Source organism: Bifidobacterium asteroides, from assembly GCF_019469425.1.
GTDB classification, from domain to species: Bacteria; Actinomycetota; Actinomycetes; order Actinomycetales; family Bifidobacteriaceae; genus Bombiscardovia; species Bombiscardovia asteroides_I.
This window is the reverse complement of the sequence record NZ_CP048272.1, coordinates 369,931-395,764: the sequence shown is the minus strand read 5'-3', so window position 1 is coordinate 395,764 and position 25,834 is coordinate 369,931. Positions and strand designations below refer to the sequence as shown.

The following is a 25,834-nucleotide window of genomic DNA, read 5'->3' as shown; positions in this document are numbered from 1 at the left end:
AAAGTCTGGCAACAACTACTGAGATTCAAAAGTGTCAGATATATCACATTCTGTGTATGAGAGCCAATGCCTGATGAAGGAGTCAGCGTGAGCACAGGATACCCAAAACAAAAGGAAACCAGTGGATCCAAATATGTTATATTCGTCGTACTGATAGCAGCCATTGGCGGTTCGCTTTTCGGATACGACCAAGGCGTCATATCCGGTGCCATCAGCTTTTTCTCTGTACATTTCAAACTGTCCCAGGCCCAGGTGGGATTTGTGTCGGCTGTGCTGGCTCTGGGAGCCATGGCCGGGTGCCTGGTCGCCGGCTGGATGAGCGACCATGCAGGACGTAAACCCGTCATGATCGTTGCAGGCCTCCTCTTCACACTCTCTAGCCTGACCATGGCCCTCTCGCCCACGGTGACGATACTGATCATCGGTCGCATCCTGTCCGGCATAGCCATCGGCATGGCCTCGACCATCGTCCCGCTCTATATTTCCGAGGTCGCGCCAGCCAGAATCCGCGGGACCCTGGTCAGCGCCAACCAGCTGGCCTTCGCCATCGGCATGACCGTGGTCTACATAGTCAACGCCACCATCGCCAATCTGAACCCGCCTGACTGGAACATCGCCTGGGGCTGGCGGTTCATGTTTGGCTCGGGCATAATTCCCGCCATCATCTTTTTCATCCTGACGCCTCTCATTCCCGAGAGCCCGCGCTACCTGATCGAAAAAGGCCGCACCGACACGGCCATGAAGATTCTGACCCGCATGAACGGCGCCAGGTCCGCCAAGGACGAGGTCGGTCTGATCAGCAAGACGGTCCAGACCGAGCAAAAGGGCCTCATCAGCGAGCTCTTCAAGCCGGGCATCCGCTTCGCCCTGCTCATCGCCCTCTTGGCAGCCGCCTTCCAGCAGCTCACCGGCACCATCGCAGTCGGGTATTATGCTCCCATCATCTTCCAAAAGACCGGCATCGGCGCCAATGCATCCCTGATCGAGACCATCGGCATCGGCGTGGTCAAGATCATCTTCGTGGCCATCTTCATGGTCTACATTGACAGGCTGGGCCGCAAGAAGCTGCTGACCTGGGGCGCAGTGGCCATGGCCGGCGCCCTCTTGGCCCTGGCACTCCTCTTCTCCATCGGCAAGTTCAACACGCTCATGAACATCCTGATCGTAATAGGAATACTCGCCCATACCGCCTTCTACGAGCTCTCCTGGGGCGGCGGGGCCTGGGTCATCATGTCCGAGGTGTTCCCAACCCGCATTCGCGGCCGCGCACAGTCCCTCTGCTCCCTGACCATGTTCCTGGCCTCCTTCTTCGTTGGGCAGGGCTTCCCGATCATGCTCAACGGCATCGGAGCCACATGGACATTCATCATCTTCGCAATCTTCTGCCTTGTCATGGCATGGTTCGCCAGGAACGTCCTGCCCGAGACCAACGGCAAGACCCTGGAGGAAATCCAAGCCGAATTCCAGAAGTAAACCCCATCAGACATAGGAAGAAAGGGAATAAGACAAGACATGATGCTGTCTGAGGATTACTTCAAAGACAAGATCATCAACTGCTTCGGAGATTCGACGACCTGGGGCGACAACGGTCTGGATTCAGGAGGTCAAAGCATCTCCTGGACCCAGACCCTCCAGCGGCTCATACCTTTCAAGGAGGTGCGGAACTACGGTATCTGCGGATCGCGCATCGCCGTCTGCGAAGACAGGGACGATTCCTTCATCGAACGGTTCGAGCAGATGGATACCGAGGCAGACGATGTCGTGATCTTCGGTGGAGTCAACGACTTCCAACACGATATACCGCTGGGTGAGGAAAACAGTACGGACAGCCATACATTCTCCGGCGCCTTGAACGTCATGCTGACTGGTCTGCTGAAGATGTATCCCACGCAAAACCTGGTCGTCATCACGGCCACGCAGAACAACTTCGTCCACCCGACCAAGAACTACCCCAACACCCGTCAGCGCAACGCCTGCAACCTTATGCAGGAGGACTATATGCAGAGGATGAAGGAGATATGCGCCAGCTACTGCATCCCGGTCATTGACCTGTTTGTGCAGAGCGGCATCAGCCCTTTCATCAAGGGGCATGAACGCTTCATGCCTGACGGCCTGCATTACAGCCAGGAAGGGTATCAACGGCTCGGGCGCCGGATTACCGGCCTGCTGTTGCCGTATCTGCTGTGAGCATCAGTCACCCGAGCACAGGACGATCAGACTCCTATGTCTCCACACGCCGGGAGCAGCCATATCGGCCGTCCATGCTATAGTTTTTAGTTGTGCCGTTACGGAAGTCATATGGCTCTCAGCGGCACTTGGAGGATTCGCCTAGTGGTCTATGGCGCACGCTTGGAAAGCGTGTTGGGTTCACGCCCTCACGAGTTCGAATCTCGTATCCTCCGCCACCAAGGGTCCCGGACGGAAGTCCGGGGCCCTTTTTCTATGCCGAAAATGGCTGTTTTTCAACGTTTCTATTGGGTTTTGACTGGGTTTCGGCTTTTCCGTCCAGTACCTTTTGATGACGTTCAGCATGCTATGTTAGGTGGTGAATTAGGTGGTGCGGTTTCCAAGGTGGTGCCCGGCACCACCTAAGTGGATAGGTCAGGGAGGCTGGCATGGGCAGGCGGGCGAAGCGCAGGAGGTTCGGCTCCATGCCCGTGCGCACCGACCGTAAATCGGGTCGCAGATACATCGAGGCCCGGTATCAGCCTCCGGTCGAGGCTTACTCCCGTTGGCCCTCCCTGCCCAAGCGGATCAGCAGGCGCTTCCCTCTGGGTTTCGAGACCGAGGCTGAGAAGTGGCTCAACGATGCCGAGACCAGCATCCGCATGGGCATCTGGGAGCCTCCCGAAGCCGCGGAGAACGCCCACAGGGCCGACAGCACCACCTTCGGGGAGTACGCGACAGACTTCGTCCGGAACCGCAGGAAGGCGAACGGGGAGCCCATAGCCGTGACCACCCGGCAGAAGTACGAACAGTACCTGCGGGACTACCTGCTGCCGGTACTGGGCAACATGCCCATGGCGGCCGTCACCCCCAGGGACATCCAAAGGTGGGCCGACTCGATGAAGGTCGGCAAGGCCGGTGAGGGGGCCAGCATCAAACGGCATGCGTGGGAACTGCTGAACGCGATCTTCCGGCAGGCATGCTCCCAGCCGTTGGACGACGAGGGCACCACCCTCCTGTCAAGCAACCCGGTCCTCCTGCACGTGGACAGGCCCAGGTCCGACAGGGCGTATGGGGACGTGTCCATGGAGGAGCTGAACACCCTGTACGAGGCCATGCCCGGGCGCTTCGCCCTGGTGATATACCTGGTGGGCGTGCTCAGCCTGCGGCCCGGGGAGGCGTACGCCCTGCAACGCAGGGACGTGAACCTGGCCGACGATGATAATGGCGGCCGCCTGCATGTGGGCAAGTCCGCGAAGGGGGTCATGAGGAACGGCCACAAGGTCATGACCGTGGGCAGCACGAAAACACCCGGCAGTATCCGCGATCTCGACATCCCCGCCTTCATGGTGCCCGCCATCCGCAGGCATCTGGACCTGTACGTGGACGACAGGCCCGACGGCTGGCTGTTCACCGGCGAGCGCTCGCACACGCTGGTGTTCGACCAGTCGGTGAGGAACGCCTGGTACCGTGCGCGCAGGGCAGTGCCACGCCTGGAGGAGCGGAGGCTGCGGCTCTACGATCTGAGGCATCGTGCCCTGACCGAGGTGGCGAAGCACACGAACAGCCTGAAGGCGGTCATGGCCCAGGGGGGACACACGCAGGTCAACACGGCCATGCACTACCAGCACGTCACCGAAAGCGAACGGGAGAAGATCCTCGCAGGCATGGAAGCCGACGGGGAGGCAGCCATGGAGCATATGGGAACCGTGCAGGAGGGACACACGGACACGGCGAAAGATGGCGATTTGCTGGAAGCATTGGCTCAGACGCTTGAAAACATGGCCCCTGACGTACGGGTAGCTGTACTCAGGAACCTATCGCTATCCAAGTGCTCGGCGATTATCTCCATGTTCTCCCCCGACATTCAGACTGAGACAATGACACGTTTACTAAAGGAGGCAACATCATGACTTATATAGACACCAAGACCCTGAACCGCTGTAAGAAAGAACTCCGCAGGCTGGCCACTCGCAGCTATTCGGAAAACGAGACGATTCGCATACTCGAATCATTCATAACATGGGCTAACAGGGATGATGACCCGTGGGCGACGAGTCAAACACTGGTTGAACAGTACAAGATGGCTGATCCGGAAAAGCCTTATACTTCATGGCTGGTGGACAGCGCAGCACGCGCATTCGAGAGTAATGACATCAATGGTGAAGCCATGAAAATACTGCTCCCGCTTCCTCCGATGGCCTACGCGGAATATGAGGTTGAATTCACGGCGAGGAAGGTCGAACGTAAGGGATCCAGACTCAGCACTTCCGGCGCTTTCCACCTGTACGCTAGGAAGGTTGCCGAAGTGCAGGATAGGTATGATCCAAACCCTGACAACACATCAATCAACCTCCTGGTTGACGAAATCGCGAAAGCAGCCCGTGGAATACAGCCGATCAACGATGACCCTTGGTTCTAATGCTCCGGCGTGTCTTTCGGTGTCCTTGAATATAGTTAAGTGTAGTTGAGGTGTAAACCCAATTTAGGCCGGACGAGGCTGTAAATCGTGTTGACCAGGCAAGGTCTGAAGTTGCGTATGGTCGGGTGTGACCTTAAGAAGCGTGTGGTGCTTGGCACCTTAAATATTGGCTGGGCTGTCCAGGCCCTTAAATCAGGTGCGGGTTGTGTGCTTCCTTATAGCACCTCAATAGACATATTTAATACCCCTTTTGCATCCCTATGCCATGTACTCCAGGCACAGGAGGCAAGCCAATCATTTAAGGACATACACAGATGACAGGCACAACGTCATTGGAACCATTGACCGTAACCGTACCCCAAGCCACGGAACTGCTGGGCTTCAAAGATCGCAAGGTCGTCTACCAGCTCATCCGTGAAGGCGAAATCAAAGCACGCAAATGCAGCAACCGTAGAATCCTGGTCAATTACAAAAGCCTGAAACGCTACGCGGAGGGCAGCAACTGACCATGACCACGCTACAAATGAGCCCCCATGCCAGGGACACAGGGGCCGAAGAAACCTACACACCCATCCTATCCGATGACAGGCAGGCCGACCAGGCAGGCTACGTACTCGACACCACCAGTGACTATCTGCTGGAAACCGCCTACGGGCCGTACCGGCTGACAATCAGCAGCGGCACACGCATCATGGCCCGAATCATGGCCCTGATCGCGCTCGCCTCCCACCTGGAGCCCATGCCCGTCCGCTTCCAGGCCGTGAACGATGACCCCGGTGCCTGCGTCATGGTGCAGGCCATGAGCCTGCTGTGCCCCCAGGGGAACCTCACGTTCACCCCCTGCGACCAAGCGTTCCATACCCTGACGCTGGTGACCCATCCCACGGACCGGGCCACCGTCACCCTCATGGACAGTGCGACCATCCCCGTCAGGTCCCGCATAGACGTGGCCTACATGCGTCGGAGGCTCGCCTCCTGCGCCCGCACCAACCGCGGCCAGGTCTGGCGGAACGGTGAACAACCCTCCCGGCTACTCCACCGTCTTGCAGACCTGGCAGGAGATCAATGGCCGGCCGTCGCGGCCCTGGCCTGTAAGCGCATGGAGGTGGCGGCATGAGCAGGCGGTTCAGAAGTCTTAGGGAGGACAGAATCGAACGGCCGAGGTTCATGCTGGATCAGCTTCTCGTGGAGGGCGTGCTGAACATCGTGGCCGGTGAAAGCGGCATAGGCAAGAGCACACTCGTCTTGGACTGGGTGGCGAAAGCCACCAAGGGGACCTTGAAAGGCGATCATGAGGGCAGGCCGATGAATGTGTGCCTGTACTCGCCGGAGGACAGTCGTTCCATGCTGAAGGCGCGGCTCCTGGCAGCGGGCGCGGACGTGCAGCGGGTCATCCCGATAGGTGAATGTTACACGGAGCAGGGTGAGGAGGTTGCCTGCGACTACCTGCTGCCAGGAAACATCAAGGCCTTGGAAGAGGCTCTGATGGTCAACAGCAGCCCTTTCCTGGTCATCGACCCCCTGTCGAACCTAGTTGGCGGAGACGGGAACAAGCGGGATGATGTGCGCAAGGCACTCAATCCGCTGGCTGCGCTCGCGATGCGGCTAGATGTGACCGTGGTCGGTCTGCTGCATTTCGGCAAAGCCATGGGCAGGAACGCACGGCATATGGTCAGTGGCTCGCATGCCTACATCGACATCTGCCGTTCCCTTTTGACTATGGCCCAGGACCCCGAGACCGGTCAGGTGACCGTCTCCCAGGACAAGGCCAACTACAGCAGTCTGCCGGTCTCGGAACGCAACTGGTGCTTCCATATTGAATCAGCCGAGCTGACCGACGATGACGGGGAGCCTATGAGCGTAGGCCGCGTGGCTGGTTGGGAGCATTCCGACAGGAGTGTGACCGAGGTGGCCAACACGTCACTAGAGCTGGATACTGACGAACCCAACGACTGTCAGCAGTTCATCATCGATTACTATGACCAGCATGCCAGGGCCACGCCCGACGGGCAAGGATACGGGTTCCCCTCCAGTGAGGTCATTGCGGCGGGCAGTGGCGAGTATCCGAAGCAGCAACTCAAGGACGCCCGGAGAAGATGCAGAGAGTACCAGTTCAGATCGAAGAGGTTCGGGGATGAATGGTGGTGGTTCACTGTAGACGCGTGCCACCTTGCCACCTTGCCACCTTCCAGTGTTTCCAACGGTTTTCAAGGTGGCACAAGGTGGCAAGGTGGCAAACCGACACAACCCGTGCCACCTTCCACTCAGCCCAATGATTCCAACGCCTCCCAGCCTCCGAAACCATTAAGGTGGCAAGGTGGCACCGCACATGCGGGAAAGGCCACGGGGGACGATCCGGAACCCGACCAGAACGATCTAGGTGACGACATCACCGTGTTCCTCAGCGCCCTCCCCCAGTTCGTGGGAGGAGTGGACTTCGACAAGATGACGAACAGGCAGCTCCTAGCCATCAAGAACCACAAGCCCGGACTCTGGCATAACAAGGCCCTGGAGGAGCTAACCCGCCGTAAGAGCAGTGACCTGCCCATGCAACCGGTGCCCGCTCCTCACGGCCCACAGGTGGGCAAGGCGGCCTGACCCGCTTACGAAAAGACGGGTGCGGCTCCTGCCATCACAGGAGACCACACCCGTCAACTTTTCCCCGGAAGCAGGGAGTGGGGAAAGAGAAAGACGGCGAAGCCTTAGACTTCCCCACCATCATCGACACCAAGCCTTCTCGCCAGCTCCCTGACTAGTTCGGCATCGCCCGCACGGGACAGGCTCCCCGAGCTCGCGAGCGCGTCCACGTCCTCCTGCGTGAGCAGTCCCATGACCACCAGGGGTTCCGTGGGTGGCCTTCCGTACGCTCTGGCTATCCTCACCGCGCTCGTCGGCGTTATGGTTTTCCTGACCTGCTTGTAGAAGGTTGCAGGAGCTATCCCTGCCTTTGTAGCCACAGCGTTAATGCTGTCTTTGCCTGTCACTTGTTCATACCATTCGTGTATATCCATATCTCCCAGTATCCCATGTTCTTCCCTCCTAGAGAGAGACGAACTGCATATATATCTCTAGTCGATATATACTATTTCTAGTGGAGAATAATATATCCATAATAGAGAAAGAACCCCAGGTGCGGCTACACCCAGGGTTCCCGATATGAAAGGAAGCCGCATAATGACTTCACAATCACCAGCCCAGTCTACCGCCGTCAGCGCTCGCAGACAGGAGGACCAGGCCGACAGACCCATCATCCTGCACTACGTGCCCTACCTCGCAGCCCTGCAAGGCAGACGCTCAATCGCCCTGTGCGGGGAACCCATCACCTACGACCAACAGGCCACCAGCAAAGGGCTGACAGACGGCAAGGGAGTCATCTGCCCCATGTGCGACCTGGAACGGGAACAACTCGACCGCCGCTACCAGGACCCCGACGAACCTATTTGCCCACTGGCCGTCAGCCTGGGACTGCAAGGCCTCATAGAGCAAGAGGCCGGATTGACCGTGTGCGAGCTGGCCGACAGGACCGGCCTGGACGCACGCCGACTCCACCGGGAGCTCATGAGCGGCCAGGTACCCATCGACCACCTACAACAGATAGCCCAGGCCTGCGGCACGGACACGACCGAAGCACTCAAATGGGTGGATGCCGGGAAGAAAGCCATAAGAAGAATCAGAACCAAACAGCACGACGAGTGAACCAGCTCGCGGACCACACCACCATAGGGGGTAGCCCCCTACCCCCTGGGCCCTGGCACCCCCGCGGCATAGTGCCCGTATCCCCCCGGAATGGAAAATAATTAGTTGTGAGCTATCTTCAGGAGGCTCATGTATGGCAGCCCGTCCTTATAGGCTTGGAGGCAAGGCCGCCGGGGCTCCCGTTACCCTTGACGTCGCAAGACCAGGTTTCGGGGAATGACCGACGACCCTTCTCCACCCAATAAAACAGACAGGCTGAACACTACGGTGAACCCGACCCATAAACCACATCGGGTCCTGTTATGCCGTCAGGACACAGGCATTTCACCAGGTTCCGCCCCGCGCCTGATGAATCACTCTATTTCCGCCAGATAACTGTTCGGGGTAAGGACAAGCTGCGTCACCGCGGTCCCTGTAATCCTGTAATACCCGGGGTGTTCGTCGTTCAGGTTGAACAACCGTAGGAGCAGGAATTCTTCACCGTCCGTTCTGGCGCGCTCAAGCTCATTGGCCGATATGAAGAATGGGGTGTGCTCACTCTTCGCGGTCGTCGACTTCACCTCCACATGCAGCTCCCCTCCGGAGTCGAGCCCCGTGACCCGGATGTCATACCCCAGCGAATCGTCCGTCTCGGACACCCGTTCCACCTTGCATGACGGATACCACTGTTTCAACAATTCGACCGCAGCCTTCTCACCCCTCGCTCCCAGCAGGGTGTTGCGTTGCCAGCGAAGCTCATAATCAGGCTTGAACGGGACACTCCCCCTTGTTCTTCGCGTCGGATCCCGTCTTCCGGAACCGGGGAAGACGACCTCCTTGAACGCGCCAGCGGACGGCTGGACGGACGATTCACGCAGTATCCGGGACAGGCTCATGTCCGTCCCGCATACTTCCGGGATGATGGCCTGGTATCCCGAGAGAGGATCGGTCCCGCCGGTTCCCGTGAACATTCCAACCAGGCTTGCGTAGACTCTCAGCATGCCCTTGAGGTCCTCCACCAGCCGGGTCTCGTCCGGCAGCGATTCGGCGGCATAATACAGTCCACAGATGTGCCCCTGCTCGTATCCCCTGGCAAGATTGTCGTTATGCCCGGAACACGCCAGGTCGATAGACGTGCGCAGCCCTGCCGGAACATCCCTCCTACGTCTCAACGAGTCCCATATCCTCTCGGACACCCTGCGGATGTTCTCCCTGCCCATGGCGGCACTGCCCTGGCGGCTGAACGGGGTCCACGCCTGGTTCAACGACAAGTAGACGCCGGTCATGTCCGTCTTGAACAGGTACACCAGGTAGAAACCTTCGCTGGCCTTCTTCGTCACTCTCGGATCGAACACGCAGAACCATGGCACCTGGGCCCTGCCGCCAGCACCCGCGGACCCCTTGACCAGATACTCCTCATCAGGGGGAAGACAGGCACGGACAGCATCAGAGAAGCCGCCCCGTATATCAGAATCAACCAGCCTCGACCGGCTCTCAGAGAGATACCGGTTCAGCACTCCCGAAAGAACATACCTAAGCCCCATCTCCATCAAGCTCTCCTCCATCCACGCCGACCGGACCACATACACGATCAATGATAAAGACCTGGAACGGAATGACGACCAGTCCCAACCATAACCACCCAGGCACAGACCCCGTGGGGTAGGGGGTCAATCAAAACCCATTCAGACACCCCCTGACCGCGTCGCCGAAACTCTGATTTCCGCGTCTCAGGTTTTCCATTTCACTTTCGACTCGTTTTGGCCTGTCACAAGGCTTTAAAGGATGCAGAGGGGTATCAGCAACTATGCTTCTCGGTACTTCTGTTTGGCATAGGACTGATTGCCGACCGCTCGTAAAGGTCCATGCAGTATTCGATGTTCTCCACAGCAGGGGTAAAAGCGGAAGCGAGTATCGCATCCCGAGCCGTGGTTTCCCAGAGCATGCGTTCACAGTTATAATTTGAGTGTGAGCTTGCGTTGTTTCCTGCTGTTGCATAGAAGACTGTAATATTGCCGTGCGCTACTGCGCTGCACACCCTCCAAGCAGCTTCACCCGTGTCATTCGCCCGTTCTCTCCCATCCTTGCGGTAATACTTATCGCCGTTTTCCACCACTTTCGACTTAGGAACCATCTTGCTGTCGCTTTTGCCTGGCCGTAGTTCTTCTAACCGATGATCTATCCACTCAAGAGTCTCGGTTATGACGGGAGCTGGTGCCGGTAGATCCCCTCCTCGCTTCCGCAACGCATCCTCGACGTTCTTTGTTTCTTCCTTGATGAGTCTTAGGGACGAGAACACCTGGTCTTCGATTCTAGGCAAGGAAAGAAGCCAGATCATGTATGAGGAAGATTCAAGGGATGACCGCAACAGGATAAGTTCGGGAGATCGCGAAGCCCGATGCATTGCAAGTAGCCTCATACATGCATCAAGGCTATCCTTGGCTGAATCGAAAAGAGCCAAAATTCTATCGACAAACAGTCCATTAGCTTCTGCATTGATTTGCGAGAGACGGCAGCCGGGCTTTAGTTCAATACCACTCAATTGCTTTTCCCGCATTTTCTCATATCGCACCATTGAAGCGCTGATACTCTCCAATATCTGACTATGCAGCTTTTCAAGTTCGTCTTGTCTTTCCTCTGCCATAACTGGATTATATGGACTTTCGCAGAATGCAATCCCCAGCTCTCACCGGTAATACAAACCACTTGCACGACATTCACGAGCACGGCTAGAGCATATAAGGATCTTGATTGGATTCCGACCTGCTGGCCCTAACTTTGAGTTAGGACCTAAGTCTGGCTAAGGTCGAGATTCCATCTGCCCGTTGCATTTCGTGAGGTCAACACTTGGATGGCCAACTATAGTCATCATGACCATAGTTGAAAAGTCGCCAGTAAGAGACTGATGACGGTGCCATAAAGGTAAGCGATAATCATGGCACAATTTCTTTAGCTTACAACGGCCAAAGTAAGGGAATAATGGCTGGCCTCATTCTGGCAGACGCTCAGGGGAGCGCTCGCCGGAAAGCCTTCCCGCCCCTGGGGGAGGGACCCCCGGGGGACGGACTTCAGCAACCTCGGGTGCAGTGCCAATCTCTCCCCCTGGTGACGGAACCGTAACGCGTTACGGCACAAGACAAGATAAAACCCAACAACCACAACACTCAAACAAGGCCACAACCATAACAGTCAGGCCCATGGGTTCAATATCGGTGAACCCACCGCACTCGGGAAAGGAGAGTACAAGAGGTCTCCGTCTAGTGTAGGCCTCTGGCATGCGACCACGTGCATCACGCACTCCGTCGAATGGCACCCGATTCTTCGGTACCCCTGCACAAACAGAAGACATGATTGCGTGCGTCATACACGCAACCGGTGTGGCGTGAGCGTGGCTCAACCCCACCGACCAAGGCGGCATGCTCATAGGGGGGGGGGGTAACAGGACACCACCCCCTCCTCCGTATCCAGCTATGTTCTTTCCAGCTATGTTCTTTTGGGCATGATCACTGCGCCAAGGCCCCTAGATTCAATCTAGGTCAGATGCGCATGCTGTAAGCCAGACTTATAGCGTCGAAACCGGGACCAGGTAATCCCGAATAAGCACAACTCCAATCAGCCGGGGAGCGCTTCCACCGTATTCTGATTGATTCCGTTGTCTGCTTGAGGGGTATCATTCTGGTATCCGTTCTGTGCCGTTTCGACACGCCTGATAACGCGACTTAGGTGGTGAATTAGGTGGTGCCGGGTTTTTCCGGTTCCCTGTAAACTCATATAGGAGTAGCGCTGGGAGTATGCCTGGGTTCGAATCTCGTATCCTCCGCACAGGCACCGGAAACCGTTGAAAAAAGCGGTTTCCGGTTTTCTATATCCGTTCGTAACTCCACACGTAACTCCACACACCCCTCGCCGAGAGGTATGCTTCTGACATGACCAGGCAGAGACGCAAGAAGGGTGACGGGGGCCTCTATCCGACGACGATTCGTGCCCACGGAGACACCTACAGATATTTCGTGGCGGACTGGAAGGACAAGAACGGTAAGCGCCACCGGGCCATGGGCGCAACCCCAGAACAGGCCCTAGCCAGGAAGAACGCGAAGATCCAGGCCATGGCAAATCCCGTCCCCCGCAGGGCCGCACGACCTCGGAAACCCACAGGACCGACCGTGGAAGAGGCTGCCGAAATGTGGCTGGCTGCCGATCAGCGGCTTGGCGAGACCAGCAGAAGAAAGTACAGAAGCAATTTGAGGCTACACGTCTTCCCCTTCGTCGGCACGCTACCAGTAAAGAAGCTCGATGTCGTCAGAATCTCCCGAATGGTCGAGGGCCAACAGGCTCAGGGCATCGGGGAATCGGCCGCCTGGCACGCATGGAAGACCTTTCACACGATGCTCGCCTGGGCCACCCGCACACGCCTCATCACTGAGAACCCCATGGATTACATGGAGGCCCCCAAGCGAACGAACCATCGCTCCGAGCATATCGACCGCTACATAGATGCTCATACGGACACTGCCCTGGGAATCATCGCCTGGGCATCGGAAAAGGACTCTCCAATCCATGGGTTCTACCCTCTCATCATGGCCATGGGTCTAGGGCTGCGCAGAGCGGAAGCGCTTGGCCTTACACGGGCAGCTTTCGACATGGGGACCAGATCCCTGGCCATACGGGCACGGCTGATGCAACGCGAAGGGGGAGGATACTTCCTGCAGTCGGCAACCAAGAACGGGCACAGTCGAGTTGTGCCCCTCCCCCAGCCTTTCTACGAAGCCATGCTTCAGGCCTACAACCTCCACCGGGACGATGCGGCCGTTCTACCTATTGAGGATGCAGGTGGAGTGAAAGTTGGAGAAGGGCAGCTTCTACTAGTCCGAGAAGATAGTTCCCCGATTCCCTATAACTCCTGGAATAGGATCTGGCGATCAATTCAACAGGCTTTCCAGGATCACGTCGAAGGCACCCACACCCCGCTCAGCGAAGAAGCGTACATACTTCCACACGAGATGAGACATATAACGGCGTCCCTGCTCGGGGAACAGGGGGAATCGCTTACCACCATCCAGGATGTTCTCGGGCACCTGACGCCTGCCATGAGCGAGCATTACAGACATATACTCGAACGTTCTCGTCGTGAGCTGGCCGACCGTTGGGGCGCGCACGTAGAAGCAGCTGCGAAGAATCTCGGCGATTTCTACGATGAAACCTCAAAAGCGACTAAAGCTGCTGAAAACGATTCTGACGCCGATTCCACCATATTGCGACCACCTACACAGAAAAAGCCAAATCGCAAGGAAAAGACCGAAGGGCCGCTCCAGAACTCGGATTAATCCGTCTCCTGGAACACCTTCGATTCTGAGCACTGGTGACACCAGCGCCACACACGCGAGCGAAGACGATTCGAGGGCCGACGACGATGCCGACCCCCGGACTCTCCTGCTCCCCCCCCCCTACATGGAACCCCTCCCCCTGGTATCTGCTGAGATACTCTCTGGGCGAGTGACGCAGCGGGTCGGGTTCCGCCCCCCGGCCTCCGTCGCCTTCGCTCCCGCTCGATCCGGGGAGGGGTGTGACGGCCCCCCCTGCATCGCCATGACCACCGCAGCCGTCCTGCGTCTCTACCGACGACCCGCTTTAGTGCCATCCCCGCCTGCAGGGCCGGGCAACGGACACAGTCCATCAGACTGCATCCCCCGGTCTTGGTTCCAGGGCCCACACGGAGGGACTCGCACGGGGGCGATGGCGCCATGCACACGGCACCACCTCGGCTCCGGACCGCACCGCCCCGGCGGGCGGCGTTTTTGCGTATCCCCCGACGCGGCCACGCTCTGCGTGGTCCCCAGGGTTAGCGGCGTGCCGTTGCCCGGCATGGCCCGGACGCGTCGGGGGGTGCCGGTCCCCGCAGGTCCCTTGGTCCAGCCCGACCGTCGTCGGGTGGGACTCCACTTCGTCCATGCCTTCCCTGCTCGGGTGGGTCCCCCTGTTTCCAGGGGGAACGCTTCGTCAGGGATGTCCTACGCCCGGGCAATATCACCCGGACACTCTTCTATCTATCAAAACGACCGGGGCGAGTGTTATGACCCGTCGCCCCGCGTTTTGATAGATGGTCTATAGACGGAAACCCACCCGGAACCAGTGGTATCCGGGTGGGGCAACCGCCAACCGCCCCCACCGGGGCGGGAGACGTTGGAAGATGCCCCACCCGGGGCAGGAGGAGGGCAGTGATGCTGATCGGATACGCCAGAGTCTCTACGACTCGGCAGGCAGAGGAGGGGACGTCGCTAGAGACGCAGACAGACCACCTGAGAGCGGCGGGCGCCGAGCGCGTCATCAAGGATGGGGGCCGCAGCGGTGCTACCACGGACCGGCCTGGACTCAGGGAGCTCCAGGCGGCGGTCAGGCCTGGGGATGTCGTGCTGGTCACCCGGTTGGATCGTCTAGGCCGCTCGACGAAGGATCTCCTCGAGGTCGTGGAACGCTGGACCGACCAGGGAGTTGGGTTCCGCTGCGTCGATCAGGGGCTCGACTTCAGCGGGAGTAGCGGTCGATTCCTGCTCACCTTGCTGGGTGCGGTGGCTGAGCTCGAGCGCTCGATGATTCTTGAGCGCACCGCGGCCGGCCGGGCGGCGGCGAAGGCATCCGGAAAGTCGCTCGGCGGCGGCACTAGACACTGGACGGATCGTGACGCGAGGAAGGCTGCCGGCCTCGTGCATGGACACTCCCTCTCCACCCGGCAGGCGGCCGGCGCAATGGGGGTCTCCCCCAGGACCCTGCGCAGGATGCTCGCCCGGGCGCAGGAGCTCGATGGGGACAACGGCGCCACGCACACGGAGGGGGCGGCGGCATGAGCCGGGGGCAGGTGCAAGTCGTCCAGGGGGATCGGGTCGTCGCACGAGCCCTGGGCGATATCGACCCGCAGCTAGTAGCCGACGTGCGCTCGATGCTCGGGAGGGTGCCGGCATATGCGGACGTGGTGGATGCCGGCCGATACTGGGGCACCGACGCCACCGGCACCCTCCTGCACATCATCGAGCACGCATACCCACCACCCCCCGAGGGGCTGGGGATGACCACACACGAAGGAAGGAGAGCATGATGATCCGTGATGTACGAGGTAGGTTCTGGGCAGAGTACCCCGATATACTCCGCATCTACGACGAGGACATAGCTAGGCGATGCTGGGAGAGATCCGTCATCGGCCAGATGATCGACACAGGGGTGGATCCCATTACAGGCGCGATCTACCACACTGGGCACTTCCACCCCGCCGGGTGGCAAACTCCTGTGTCCCTGGAGATTCTGGAGCAGATCATGGACTATGGCGATCCGATGCAGGCGGCACGCGATGCAGACAACGAAGGGGAAGGGAGATCATGATCAGAGATAGGTACGGATGCGTCTGGGCAGGGCGCGCGGATCTAGCAGCAGAATGGGGACAGGAGGCCGCCGACGCCGTCTGGGACGACATGCTCGACGCATCCCACCCCACCCGCACGCTGGTCGAGGAGGGCGAGGTCCCCCGCCTGGACCCCGACGGCACCCCGGTGGGCTGGGATGACCTCATCCCCCTGGCGCAGTGGGTGCTGCTAGTGCCTGACTGCAGGGAGATCGCGAAGGATGTCTCCCTGGGGGATGGCATGACCCGAAAGCTGAAGGAAATCAAGGAGCGGGAGGAGCGGGGCTGGTGATGCGTGCGGAGGCGAAGGGAAAAAGAAAAAGAAAAATCCCTTCGCCTTCGCACACGCTCAACAACCGAACAACACAACGCAATAAGACATGTGGGCGCGAGCAGTGTTTATCTTGGGAACCGGACCCCCTGCGGGTCCGGTGACACGCGCCCACGATTGTCGCCATGGCCCCATGGCGTCATCGTGTTATGTCTTTTGAAGTTGAGTTGTTGTTGTTGCTGACGGGCCCGTAGAGACCCAGATGTGTGGGAGTCTCCACACATCTGGGTTTTATCTTGTGTGTGAGGTGTAAGAAGCTGAATACATAGGCTGGTACATACGACACTGACCACCCTCGTTCGACCACATCCCCCCATCTGCCTGGACAGTGTCGCACCCGTCTGCACCCCCGGCCGCACCCCCCGCGCGCACCGACCGCGCGCATCCGGACACGGGGCACCCGGCGCCCGTCTGCCCCCCCCCGCCTACACACAGCGACCAGGGGGCATGGGCGCCATGCACGCAGGGGGATGCACCCCCGCCGACGATCTGCCTTCACCCCCACGCGTCTGGACACAAGCGGGGGGGGGGTGCGCATCCGGATGCGTTACTGACCTACACCTCCGCCCGGCAACGGTGGGGGTGGGTACCCGTCTTCGTGGATCCGTCTGGGGGCACGGCGGCGGTGCTGACCAGGGGGGCATGGCGCCATGTGCGCAGGGGGATGCGCCCCGCTTTCGCCTTCGCCTTCACCCCCACGCGCCTGGACACAAGTGAGGGGGGGGGGGGCAACACTTTGGGAGTTGAGATAACTCCAAACATAACTCCAAACAGCAGGAAGAGTGTATAACCGTTGATACGAAGTGGCAGTTTCGAATCTCGTATCCTCCGCCAATAGGTCTTGAAAAACAGCCCAAGACTTTTTTAGTATTTAGAATATCGACCTTGTAAGCCTGTCTGCCGGATTCCGCAGCCTCAGCGTCGCTTAAGACACTTAAGCTGATTGCCATCGAAGCTATGCACCAATATCATGAGGCGCTAGGCCGAACCACGAAAGTCTTGAAGAATGTCGCGGACTGGCCTACTGGACACCCTTCCCAAGGGCGAGCTGCACAAGGAAGAAATTCACAATACCCTTATTTTGGATGAGTCTGCCAACGGTCTGCATGAACCCGACATCCTGCAGCAGATTGCCCTCTTGCGCAAACTCATCGTCAACAAAGGCCTTACTATCATTGCCATAGAATATAACCTACGCTTCATCGGTCAGGCTGACTGGGTGATCGATATGGGCCCAGGAGCCGGAACTGCAGGCGGCAAGATGTTGTTCGAAGGAGCTCCGCTTGCATTGATGCGCCACAGTGACACTCTACCGCCCGAGCCATGAATTCCTATTTCAGCCTCATCAAGGCTACTGAAATCCCATCCGCAGGCGACAGTATTCGATTTAACAATCTTGCAGACGGCGCTTCTGCTTGCCATGCTGATCGAAATTGGCATCATCCAACCAGTTCTCCAACCGCTCTTTCACTGTCGGCCATTCACTATCCGTCATGGAAAACCAATCCGTATCCCGAGTCCGGCCCTTGTAGACCATGTCATTCCTGAACCGGCCTTCAGGCTTGAATCCCAGCCTCAGCACCGCAGCTCGTGAGGGCTCATTGAGGCTGTCGCACTTCCACTCGTACCTTCGATAGCCCAAGTCCTCGAAGACATGCCGAGCCATCAGATACTGGGCTTCGGTCGCCTGTCTGCTTCTCTGCAGCTCCTTGGTATAAATGACATGGCCCATTTCCACACTTCCCATGTCCGCCCGAATCCGCATCAAGGCATACATCCCCAACAGATCCGACGGGTCATCAGGTTTCGTCAAACTTCGTAAGCCCGGGTACTCCCCGCCTGCAGATCGACCGGCTCCAGGATCAGGTGCCGGCGGCTTGCGAAGTATCGCAAAAAAGAGGGGGTCCCGGCTTGCCATCATGGATTCGATCCCTGCATCGAATGCAGCTCTATCAGGATAAAGGTCCTGCCTGCTATAGGTCATGATGGATTCGTCGCAATCCGGACCAAAAATCCGTTCATAGAAGGCATCGCTTTGGTCTGCGCTCAAGGGCACCGCCAGAACGGTCCTGCCTATCAACTCGACGGACTCCGGCATCATGGCCCCCGCAAATGAGACCGCATCACCAATAGGCTGCCCGAACTCATTGATCCGCATTGCCACTCCCTCCCTTAGGACGATGCTGGCCCAGCCTTACAAGGAAGAGATGGGCCACAATAAAGGCACCTGTCATAACCTCGCACAATCCTGGCACTCAGGATACCAAGCAGACACGCTAAAGGCCGTATGGAACCGCCTCAAGTGGCCACCTTCAATCCACCTTGCTGCCCGCCTCGCCGATGTGCACAGCCACAGGAATCGGAGGACCAGCCCGTCTGCGAGAATTAGATTGGCGCAGAAGAGGAATGATTGTCGAGCTTCAACCAGAATGATTTCTGCACACCGTCAACTTCGACCAAGGGAGTGATCACCATGTCCAAGGCTTTGATTGTCGTGGATGTTCAACCGACCTTCTGCGAAGGAGGTGAGCTGGGAGTCGAGGGAGGCAATGCCACGGCTGGCAGAATCGCCGACTATGTCCACGGCCATGCCGGGGACTACGTCTACATGGCCACCACCCAGGATTGGCACATCGAACCCGGATCTCATTGGTCCGATTGCCCGGATTTTGTAGACACCTGGCCTAGACACGGCGTAGCGGGCTCGCCCGGCGCGGAGCTTCATCCCAGAATTCGTGAGCTGGGTATCGCCCACCACTTCAAAAAGGGCCAGTATTCAGCCGCCTACTCCGGATTCGAAGGCATCGAAGACAACACCGATCGCATCCAGAACAGGGAGGAGTTCGCTGCGGCCAAATCATCTGGAGTCACTCTGGCCGATGCCCTGGCGCAAGCTGGCGTCAACCAAGTGGATGTAGTAGGCATCGCCGAATCTCACTGCGTCAAGGATACAGCCCTTGACGCCGCAAAACTGGGCTACCAGGTCACGGTCTTCGAGGATCTGACTGTCCCGGTCAGCGAGGATCAGGGTGTCAAAGCCCGGAAGGCCATGGCTCAATCAGGCATCCGTCTGCTTTCCTCCAGCGGCGACTAAAGGCATTGGCAGAGGAATTCACCAGGGCTGGATGGTAGGGCCTATGGTGAATTCCGATACATTGGTATCCTCGGGCTGATCGATGGCAAAGGCCACCACCTGGGCCACCCGTTTGGGATCAATCTGGTAGCTGTCGTAGGTCTTGTTCATATCAGCCAGAGTCTGCTTATCTGTGATGGTATCCAGCAACTCGGTTCGAATGGCCGCCGGGTAAATGGTAGAGGTACGAATATGAGTCCCCTCCTGGGCAGACTCCATCCTGAGCACCTCCATCAGATCACGCAGACCCCACTTAGTCGCTCCGTAGACCGCTCCACCGGGATAGGCTTTGAGGCCCGCCACCGAAGAGGTGGCGATGAACTGTCCGTGACGCTGCCCGGTAAACTCCGGCAAGGCCGCTGCGATGCCGTACAGAGCACCTTTGAGGTTGACGTCAATAGTCCGATCCCACTCGTCCACATGCAGGGCCGACAGGGGCGAGTTGGGCATGAGCCCGGCGTTGAGGAATACCACGTCCACTCCACCGAACTGCTTCTTGGCGAAAGCCACGAAGTCGTCATTGGCCTGCCGATCCGTCACATCCAGAGCCATAGAGGCAGCCTGGCCACCCGCCTGAACGATGTCGTCGACGATTTTATCCAGCCGATCCTTGCGGCGAGCGCCCAGCACCAACTTGGCCCCTCGCTGCGCCAAGAGCCTCGCCGTGGCCTCCCCGATGCCTGACGAAGCTCCTGTGATCAGCACTGTCTTATCTGCAACAGTCATAACCGTCCCACCTTTACTTGATCCTCAATTGGCCTGATGGTACAACTTCGAGTCGCTGGAGGTGCAAGTCTTTACTACAACCAAGTCCACATCCACAGCCATGACCAATGCGTGGCAATGGGCTGAACCTTTTGATAAGGACAGGTCAGTCAGGACTGCGATGGACAGGCACATGTAGAATCGACGCAGTAATCCACGAAGAAAGGGGCTGCACTGCCATGAGCGCAAGGAACCAGAGTCGCACTCGGTTTTCCCTCCTGATGGCGGTCTATGCCGGGGACACACCTTCCTTCGTTGCCCGTGCATTGAAATCCGACACCATCGAACAAACCCTCATGCCCAATCAGGTCGTCATTGTGTGCGACGGTCCATTGGGTAAAGAACTAGCTCAACTGATTGATCGGTATCCGACTGAGCTGAAGAGGCAGTTGCTCCAGACCGACAGGGCCGAAGAAATGCCCGAGTTCACGATCGTGCGGCTGCCGACCAACAGAGGACTTGCTCACGCGCTTAATCTCGGGTTAAGGTCCTGCAAGCACGAACTGGTGGCCAGAGCGGACAGCGACGACATCTCCCGCCCATCAAGATTCAGCGTTCTCATCCCCTTGCTTGCCTCATCGGGTTTAGATGCTCTGGGTAGCGCCATCCAGGAGTTTGCGAATGACGAACACGCCCCTGGCCGGATCCGCTATCTGCCAAGCGGAGGATCCGAACTTCGGGCATATGCCACTCTGCATTCCCCGCTGCACCACCCCAGTGTGGCCTTTCACAAGACCAGCGTGTGGAAGGTGGGCGGTTATCCGGAAAAATCCGGGCGCTTTGAAGATTACCGTCTTTGGGAAACCATGCTGGTCGCCGGCGAGCATATCGGCAACATCAAGGAACCTCTTGTTCTCTACCGATCCGATACGGCTATGTATCACCGCAGAGGCGGCATGCGCATGTTTCGTGACGAGCTGCGCCTGCAAGCCGATTTTCTGCATGACCGCTTCATCAGCCCCATACAATATGTCAGAAACATCCTCATCCGCGCCTGTTACCGTCTGTTGCCCGACCAAGTACGCAGCTGTCTGTATGCCATCATGACCACCCTGCTCAACCGGTTCCACGGGAAGTCGGTGAATGACAGCCGAAAGAAGTGAATCATGCAATCTACCCTGATGACCTGGCAACAATCCTTGCCGCTGTTGCTGTTCATCATCACAGCCCTGTATCTGCCCGGATGCCTGCTGGTGGTAGTCCTGGGCAACCGTAAGCCTATCTTCGTGACGGCGCTTGGCCCTGTGGCCTCCATCGCACTGGCCGGCATCGATGGCATGCTCTTCCAGCTGCTCGGTATATCCTGGAACTGGCGCTCCTACGTGCTTTCGGCCGTAATACTCATCGCCATCATTCTCCTGACACGCCAACTTTTCAATCATTTTCGTAATTCGGATGGAGTCGGCCGAGAATCCTTGGCGCTGACTACCGATGGCGGAAAAACCAAACCTCGATTGAGGCACTTCCTTCCGCCAATCATCGGCACAGCACTGGCTGCTTGCAATATCGGCATCAGACTGATGCACGCCGCACCTTCGCCGGATCAGGTCACGCAGAATTATGACTCGGTCTTCCACTACAACGTAGTGGCACGAATTGTGCTTACTGGCCAGGCTTCATCACTGCACGCTCTTCCGCCCATCAGGGAAATATATCCAATCGCATTTCAGCAGTTCGCTGCCCTGGGAGCACTGGTCTACCACCCAGCGACGGCAGTCAGCGCCGTCACCTGCACCTGGCTGGCCTTTGCTGCTCTGATATGGCCGGTCTCCATGCTCTTTCTGATCAGAACCCTGCTGGGAAGACATGCATGGAGCGATCTGTTCGCACCTGCGCTCGCCTCATGCTGCGCGGGATTCCCCTTCCTCTTGCTGGATTGGGGCACCTTATATTCCATGTTCGCCGGTCAGGTCATACTGCCCGTCTTCGTCGCGCTTACCTGGTCCTGGTGCACGGAAGGGTGGCGGCAAAACCGCCGATCCGCAGTCGGCCTTGCCTGGATTCTCCTCAGCGCCGTCGCCGTATCCTTCTGTCATTTCAGGGTCATGATGACCGGCGCTCTTCTTGTACTGCCACTGATTCTCATCTGGCTGATCAGGGCAGGAAGGCAGCTAGCGCAAACAAGCAAGCATCGTTTCCGCGTAGCCGTCGGGCTGTTGGCTGCCGGATTCCTGGTCCTACTGGCTATAGGCCTCAAGATCTTCCACAATCTGTACCTGCGTGGTCCCGCCCGGAAAATATCGGATCATCTCAACGGCGGCCCGGCGCAACCTACAGAAGACCTGCCATCCGCCATAGTGCGCTTTCTGCTGGGACAGCCCATCGATTCAGGCAACCGCCGGCTGCCGGTCTACTGGCCTCTGGCTCTGGCCTTGCTTCTAGCTCTGATCGTGCTCTGTCTGCACCACAGCAGAAAGGACATGCTCCTAGTGTCCTCCTTCCTGCTGCTGGGCCTGGTTTTCGTCGCCTGCGCGGGCACCCATGCCGATTGGGCCAAGATCCTTACAGCCCTGTGGTACAAGGATCAACGTCGCCTGTTCTGTGCCTGGCCTGTAGTAGCCATACCCATCATGGGCATGGCCTTGGAGCATGGCATCGAAGCCTTGAAAGAGTATACGCCGCAGGCCGAGAAGATGATATCAATGCCAATTATGATGTTGGCAGCCACGGTAGCCGTGCTGATCTGCGCTGTAAATCCGCAGTTGGACTCCATGGAGAAGACTTTGGGCTCAACATATGCCTTCGCAGCCAACAATGCCGATGCCCCTATGCTGTCAACTGACGAATTCCTGCTGATGAAGAGAATGGGCCGCCATGTCCCGGCCAGCGAGCAAGTTCTATCCGATCCCTGGAACGGCAGCGGATATATGCTGGCCGTTGGTGGCAGCACACCCTTCTATGCCCATTTGAATATGAACTGGGACCATGATCATGCCTACCTGGCCACAAACTTTGAGCGCATAGGCTCCGACCCACAGGTATGCAGGATCCTGACCGATCATCACATAGATTGGTATGCGGATATGGGCGGACCGTACGTTGCCAACGACCCCCAGCATCAGATCTTCAATAACCTTCACCCCGTTCCGCAAGCCCTTCGACTGGTCGACAGCCAGGGCCGGGCGAAGCTCTACCGGATCACCGCCTGCCGTCACTGATCGGCACGGTCGATCAGTGACTGAACCTCGGGTTCTTGGGCAAACATATCATGGTTGCTGACAGGGCGTGTAGCCAGGCCGACTTTCAATCCTCGAGACAAGCAATGCAAGATCAACCGACGATCATGCGCCCTGACAAGGGTAAGGAGCCACCGTCTGCCAGTAGCAAGAAGCAGTGCCAGAAACTCAACCGTTGTGAAATTGCCCCTGCTGAATCGGAACATCCATATCTTGTTGCGCACCTCGTAAAAGAAGCGAGAACCCGGGTCGGCATCGCTGGAGCCGAAGACCTTGGTTTTATGCCATACCCGACTGGCAGGAACGTAATATCCTATGCCTGTTTTCAGCAGTCTGGAGGTGTATTCGAAGTCGTCATTCCAAAGAAAGAAGGCAGCACGTGGCAGGGTTCTGGCGGCTTGGACGGCCTTGACGTTCACCAGGCAGGAGACAAAGGACAAGGAGCGGACCTGATAGGCATGGACGCTGGCCTGCAACTGCGGTCTGCCCCTTCTGGTCGGCAGACGCCGACGGGGCTTGTTCATCCCATGCACCCTGCCGTCGACCCACACAGCCTCAGAACCCAAAGCAGATGGCCAGGATCCGTTATCAGCATAGGCCTCGGAGGCAGCATCAAGCAAGCCGGACAGAGCATTGGGCTGCGGCACCACATCGTCATCCATCAGCCATAGGTAGGCCTCACAATGAGGAGGAATCTTCGCCAGGGCCGCTGCCATGCCAGCCACGAATCCTCCTGCACCGCCCATATTGTGATGTAAACGGATCAAGTCGGGCTTCAGGGGGTGCGACAAGACCACATCCACCGATCCGTCCACACTTGCGTTATCTACGACAAGGACTCGATCTGGCTTGCGGGACTGGCCACTTATGCCATCCAGGCACTCCCGAAGGAGTTTGGACCGATTGTAGGAGACAACAACAGCGACGACAGAAAACCTCATAGTCTGCATTGTAACGATAGGCGAGGGTCAAATATTGAACTACACTTAGTTCTTGAATTTCCCATAGTGGACATTCAGAGCAGCCGAACCGCAGATCAATGGGAGCATACAAACCAAGCAGCAGTTGGCTAGTCCCGATTCCGCAAGAGGAAGGCCCCAGTCATGTCGACGACACCGACACAGCCCTCATCACGAAAACAGGCTGTTTATCCGTACCTGATCGTGCTGTCGGGCATCGTCTTCACAGCCATCCCGGTATCGCTGGTCTGCAGTTGCGCGGGCATCTTCTTCACTCCTGTCAGCAGCTACTTCCATGTTCCCAAGGCCGCATTCACTGGGTATTTCAGCATCTTCAGCATCACCATGGTCATCTTCCTGCCGGTGGCCGGATGGCTGATGCACCGCTACGATCTGCGCATCGTCCTGACGGCAAGCACCATCCTGGCCGGTCTGGGCTGCCTGGGTATGTCCCGATCATCCGCCATGTGGCAGTTCTATCTATGCGGAGTGGTTCTGGGAATCGGCATGCCGCCCATCCTCTATTTGTCAGTGCCCGCACTCATCAACGCCTGGTTCCGCAAACGGGTTGGATTCTTCATCGGTCTGTGCATGGCTTTCACCGGCATAGGCGGGGTAATCTTCAACCAGATAGGCACCATGATCATCAGATCCGCCCCTGATGGATGGCGGCGGGGATATTTGGTCTTTGCCGTTCTCATTCTGGTGGTCACCCTGCCCTTCACCATTTTCGTCATTCGCGGCACGCCCGAACAGATGGGTTTGCATCCTTACGGCGCCGCCGACCAGGAGCCTGCTGCAGCTGAGGCTGCCTCCAACAGCACAGGCACCGTAAGTAAAGACAAAAGAAGTCCAGAGCCTGCCGCATCTACCGTAGGGATGACGGCTTCCCAGGCCTTGCACTCCCCTGCCTTCTGGGCGCTGGCGCTCTTCTGTGGCCTGATCACCATGAATCAGACCATCTACCAGTTCCTGCCCTCCTATGCGGCGTCACTGCCATCCATGGCGGCCTACACGGGCCTGATCGCCTCCTCCTGCATGGCCGGTCAGGCTATCGGCAAAGTGGTCCTGGGCATGGTCAACGACGGCAGCATCGTGGGCGGGCTCTGCCTGGGCATCGGCGGCGGCATTCTCGGCGTCTGCCTCATGGTCGCCTTCCCCGGATTGCCCGCACTCCTCCTGCTGGGGGCCTTCGCCTTTGGCCTGGTCTACGCCTGTACTACAGTGCAGACGCCTATCCTGGTTACAGCGGTCTTCGGCTCGCACGACTACACCAACATCTATGCCCGGATCCAAATGGTGGGATCCCTGGCTTCGGCTTTCGCTGCTCTCTTCTGGGGCGCCATCGCTGACCAACCCCACGGCTACATCATCATGTTCGGTCTGAGCATCCTGATCATGATTGCGGCCTTGTTCCTGGGCATTATCCCTCTGAAGGGGACGCGAAAGTCGACCACTCAAACCGCCTGACCGAACCCTGCAGCAGCCGCATTCACTTCCTTTCGCCGTTCTGTCCCTGCCGCTACGGGCGGGTGGCGAAACCATGATCCTCCCCGTAGTCTTGACCGACCTGTGGATCTTGAGCTTTAGCATCACCTGCTTGTGGCTGAAGCGCAATGTGACAATGGACATACATCCTGCACCAATGAATGCATGAGAGGGGAATCGCTCATCCATTGTCCCATTCAGCCATGTGCATCAACTGCCGCCGAGACCGCAGATCGAGTTCAAAGGACCTCTCTGCCTAAATATGACAAGTACATATACAAACAATCAAGCCTGATTTTTGGACCTATCTATACTTGTGCACTGACATT

24 protein-coding genes and 1 tRNA gene are annotated in these 25,834 nt (G+C 58.0%); 19 read left to right on the top strand and 6 right to left on the bottom strand.

What is annotated here, in order from left to right; genetic code table 11:
- The first annotated feature begins 87 nt into the window (after positions 1-87).
- The 8 genes from GYM67_RS01435 to GYM67_RS01400 all read left to right on the top strand — a co-directional run bounded on the left by GYM67_RS01435 (position 88) and on the right by GYM67_RS01400 (position 7,186).
- Positions 88-1,473, top strand: a complete 1,386-nt coding sequence (locus GYM67_RS01435; RefSeq protein ID WP_220236800.1) for a sugar porter family MFS transporter — start codon at positions 88-90, stop codon at positions 1,471-1,473.
- A gap of 39 nt (positions 1,474-1,512) precedes the next feature.
- On the top strand, positions 1,513-2,187 hold the full coding sequence (locus GYM67_RS01430; RefSeq protein WP_220236799.1) for an SGNH/GDSL hydrolase family protein: 675 nt from the start codon (positions 1,513-1,515) through the stop codon (positions 2,185-2,187).
- Between the two features lie 130 nt (positions 2,188-2,317).
- A tRNA-Ser gene (locus GYM67_RS01425) sits at positions 2,318-2,405 on the top strand.
- 210 nt (positions 2,406-2,615) lie between these two features.
- Positions 2,616-4,079: a tyrosine-type recombinase/integrase gene (locus tag GYM67_RS01420; RefSeq protein WP_220236798.1), complete on the top strand. Its 1,464-nt coding sequence runs from the start codon at positions 2,616-2,618 to the stop codon at positions 4,077-4,079.
- Positions 4,076-4,588 (top strand): hypothetical protein, encoded by a 513-nt coding sequence (locus tag GYM67_RS01415; protein ID WP_220236797.1) that lies wholly within the window; start codon positions 4,076-4,078, stop codon positions 4,586-4,588. Before GYM67_RS01420 ends, GYM67_RS01415 begins: the two co-directional genes overlap by 4 nt.
- Before the next feature lie 314 nt (positions 4,589-4,902).
- Positions 4,903-5,094 (top strand): helix-turn-helix domain-containing protein, encoded by a 192-nt coding sequence (locus GYM67_RS01410; RefSeq protein WP_220236796.1) that lies wholly within the window; start codon positions 4,903-4,905, stop codon positions 5,092-5,094.
- A gap of 2 nt (positions 5,095-5,096) precedes the next feature.
- Positions 5,097-5,705, top strand: coding sequence for a hypothetical protein (locus GYM67_RS01405; RefSeq protein WP_220236795.1), 609 nt, complete (start codon positions 5,097-5,099; stop codon positions 5,703-5,705).
- On the top strand, positions 5,702-7,186 hold the full coding sequence (locus GYM67_RS01400; protein WP_220236794.1) for an AAA family ATPase: 1,485 nt from the start codon (positions 5,702-5,704) through the stop codon (positions 7,184-7,186). The genes GYM67_RS01405 and GYM67_RS01400 overlap by 4 nt, the downstream gene beginning before the upstream one ends.
- Before the next feature lie 104 nt (positions 7,187-7,290).
- Here the strand turns inward: GYM67_RS01400 and GYM67_RS01395 are convergent, their stop codons facing one another.
- Positions 7,291-7,599, bottom strand: coding sequence for a hypothetical protein (locus GYM67_RS01395; protein WP_220236793.1), 309 nt, complete (start codon positions 7,597-7,599; stop codon positions 7,291-7,293).
- A 163-nt stretch (positions 7,600-7,762) separates the two neighbouring features.
- Between GYM67_RS01395 and GYM67_RS01390 the strand changes: the two genes are divergently transcribed.
- A complete protein-coding gene (locus GYM67_RS01390) occupies positions 7,763-8,284 on the top strand; it encodes a hypothetical protein (protein WP_220236792.1) in 522 nt (173 codons plus the stop codon).
- Between the two features lie 353 nt (positions 8,285-8,637).
- On the opposite strand, the gene GYM67_RS01385 is transcribed toward GYM67_RS01390, so the two are convergent.
- Together GYM67_RS01385 and GYM67_RS01380 are read right to left on the bottom strand one after the other, a co-directional pair.
- Positions 8,638-9,852, bottom strand: coding sequence for an MrcB family domain-containing protein (locus GYM67_RS01385; protein WP_258561584.1), 1,215 nt, complete (start codon positions 9,850-9,852; stop codon positions 8,638-8,640).
- Positions 9,853-10,061: 209 nt separating this feature from the next.
- Positions 10,062-10,907 carry a hypothetical protein gene (locus GYM67_RS01380; RefSeq protein WP_220236790.1) on the bottom strand — a complete coding sequence of 282 codons (846 nt, stop codon included), beginning with the start codon at positions 10,905-10,907 and terminating at the stop codon, positions 10,062-10,064.
- 1,282 nt (positions 10,908-12,189) lie between these two features.
- Here GYM67_RS01380 and GYM67_RS01375 point away from each other — a divergent pair.
- The 6 genes from GYM67_RS01375 to GYM67_RS01350 all read left to right on the top strand — a co-directional run bounded on the left by GYM67_RS01375 (position 12,190) and on the right by GYM67_RS01350 (position 17,311).
- Positions 12,190-13,587, top strand: a complete 1,398-nt coding sequence (locus GYM67_RS01375) for a tyrosine-type recombinase/integrase (protein ID WP_220236789.1) — start codon at positions 12,190-12,192, stop codon at positions 13,585-13,587.
- Between the two features lie 894 nt (positions 13,588-14,481).
- Positions 14,482-15,105, top strand: a complete 624-nt coding sequence (locus GYM67_RS01370; protein WP_220236788.1) for a recombinase family protein — start codon at positions 14,482-14,484, stop codon at positions 15,103-15,105.
- Positions 15,102-15,353 (top strand): hypothetical protein, encoded by a 252-nt coding sequence (locus GYM67_RS01365; RefSeq protein ID WP_220236787.1) that lies wholly within the window; start codon positions 15,102-15,104, stop codon positions 15,351-15,353. The genes GYM67_RS01370 and GYM67_RS01365 overlap by 4 nt, the downstream gene beginning before the upstream one ends.
- Complete coding sequence (locus GYM67_RS01360; protein WP_220236786.1) at positions 15,350-15,634, top strand: hypothetical protein; 285 nt, start codon at positions 15,350-15,352, stop codon at positions 15,632-15,634. Before GYM67_RS01365 ends, GYM67_RS01360 begins: the two co-directional genes overlap by 4 nt.
- Positions 15,631-15,945: a hypothetical protein gene (locus tag GYM67_RS01355; RefSeq protein WP_220236785.1), complete on the top strand. Its 315-nt coding sequence runs from the start codon at positions 15,631-15,633 to the stop codon at positions 15,943-15,945. The genes GYM67_RS01360 and GYM67_RS01355 overlap by 4 nt, the downstream gene beginning before the upstream one ends.
- Positions 15,946-16,990: 1,045 nt before the next feature.
- Complete coding sequence (locus tag GYM67_RS01350; protein WP_220236784.1) at positions 16,991-17,311, top strand: hypothetical protein; 321 nt, start codon at positions 16,991-16,993, stop codon at positions 17,309-17,311.
- 60 nt (positions 17,312-17,371) lie between these two features.
- Here the strand turns inward: GYM67_RS01350 and GYM67_RS01345 are convergent, their stop codons facing one another.
- Positions 17,372-18,142: a GNAT family N-acetyltransferase gene (locus GYM67_RS01345; RefSeq protein ID WP_220236783.1), complete on the bottom strand. Its 771-nt coding sequence runs from the start codon at positions 18,140-18,142 to the stop codon at positions 17,372-17,374.
- A gap of 315 nt (positions 18,143-18,457) precedes the next feature.
- Between GYM67_RS01345 and GYM67_RS01340 the strand changes: the two genes are divergently transcribed.
- On the top strand, positions 18,458-19,078 hold the full coding sequence (locus GYM67_RS01340; protein ID WP_220236782.1) for an isochorismatase family protein: 621 nt from the start codon (positions 18,458-18,460) through the stop codon (positions 19,076-19,078).
- An 18-nt stretch (positions 19,079-19,096) separates the two neighbouring features.
- Here the strand turns inward: GYM67_RS01340 and GYM67_RS01335 are convergent, their stop codons facing one another.
- Positions 19,097-19,843, bottom strand: a complete 747-nt coding sequence (locus tag GYM67_RS01335) for an SDR family oxidoreductase (protein ID WP_220236781.1) — start codon at positions 19,841-19,843, stop codon at positions 19,097-19,099.
- A 218-nt stretch (positions 19,844-20,061) separates the two neighbouring features.
- On the opposite strand from GYM67_RS01335, the gene GYM67_RS01330 reads away from it, so the two are divergent.
- Together GYM67_RS01330 and GYM67_RS01325 are read left to right on the top strand one after the other, a co-directional pair.
- Positions 20,062-20,985, top strand: coding sequence for a glycosyltransferase (locus GYM67_RS01330; RefSeq protein WP_220236780.1), 924 nt, complete (start codon positions 20,062-20,064; stop codon positions 20,983-20,985).
- Between the two features lie 3 nt (positions 20,986-20,988).
- Positions 20,989-23,040, top strand: coding sequence for a DUF6541 family protein (locus tag GYM67_RS01325; protein ID WP_220236779.1), 2,052 nt, complete (start codon positions 20,989-20,991; stop codon positions 23,038-23,040).
- Here the strand turns inward: GYM67_RS01325 and GYM67_RS01320 are convergent.
- Positions 23,034-24,008 carry a glycosyltransferase gene (locus GYM67_RS01320; RefSeq protein WP_220236778.1) on the bottom strand — a complete coding sequence of 325 codons (975 nt, stop codon included), beginning with the start codon at positions 24,006-24,008 and terminating at the stop codon, positions 23,034-23,036. The two genes, GYM67_RS01325 and GYM67_RS01320, sit on opposite strands and share 7 nt — an antisense overlap.
- 153 nt (positions 24,009-24,161) lie before the next feature.
- Between GYM67_RS01320 and GYM67_RS01315 the strand changes: the two genes are divergently transcribed.
- Complete coding sequence (locus tag GYM67_RS01315) at positions 24,162-25,487, top strand: MFS transporter (RefSeq protein ID WP_220236777.1); 1,326 nt, start codon at positions 24,162-24,164, stop codon at positions 25,485-25,487.
- Positions 25,488-25,834 lie beyond the last annotated feature (347 nt).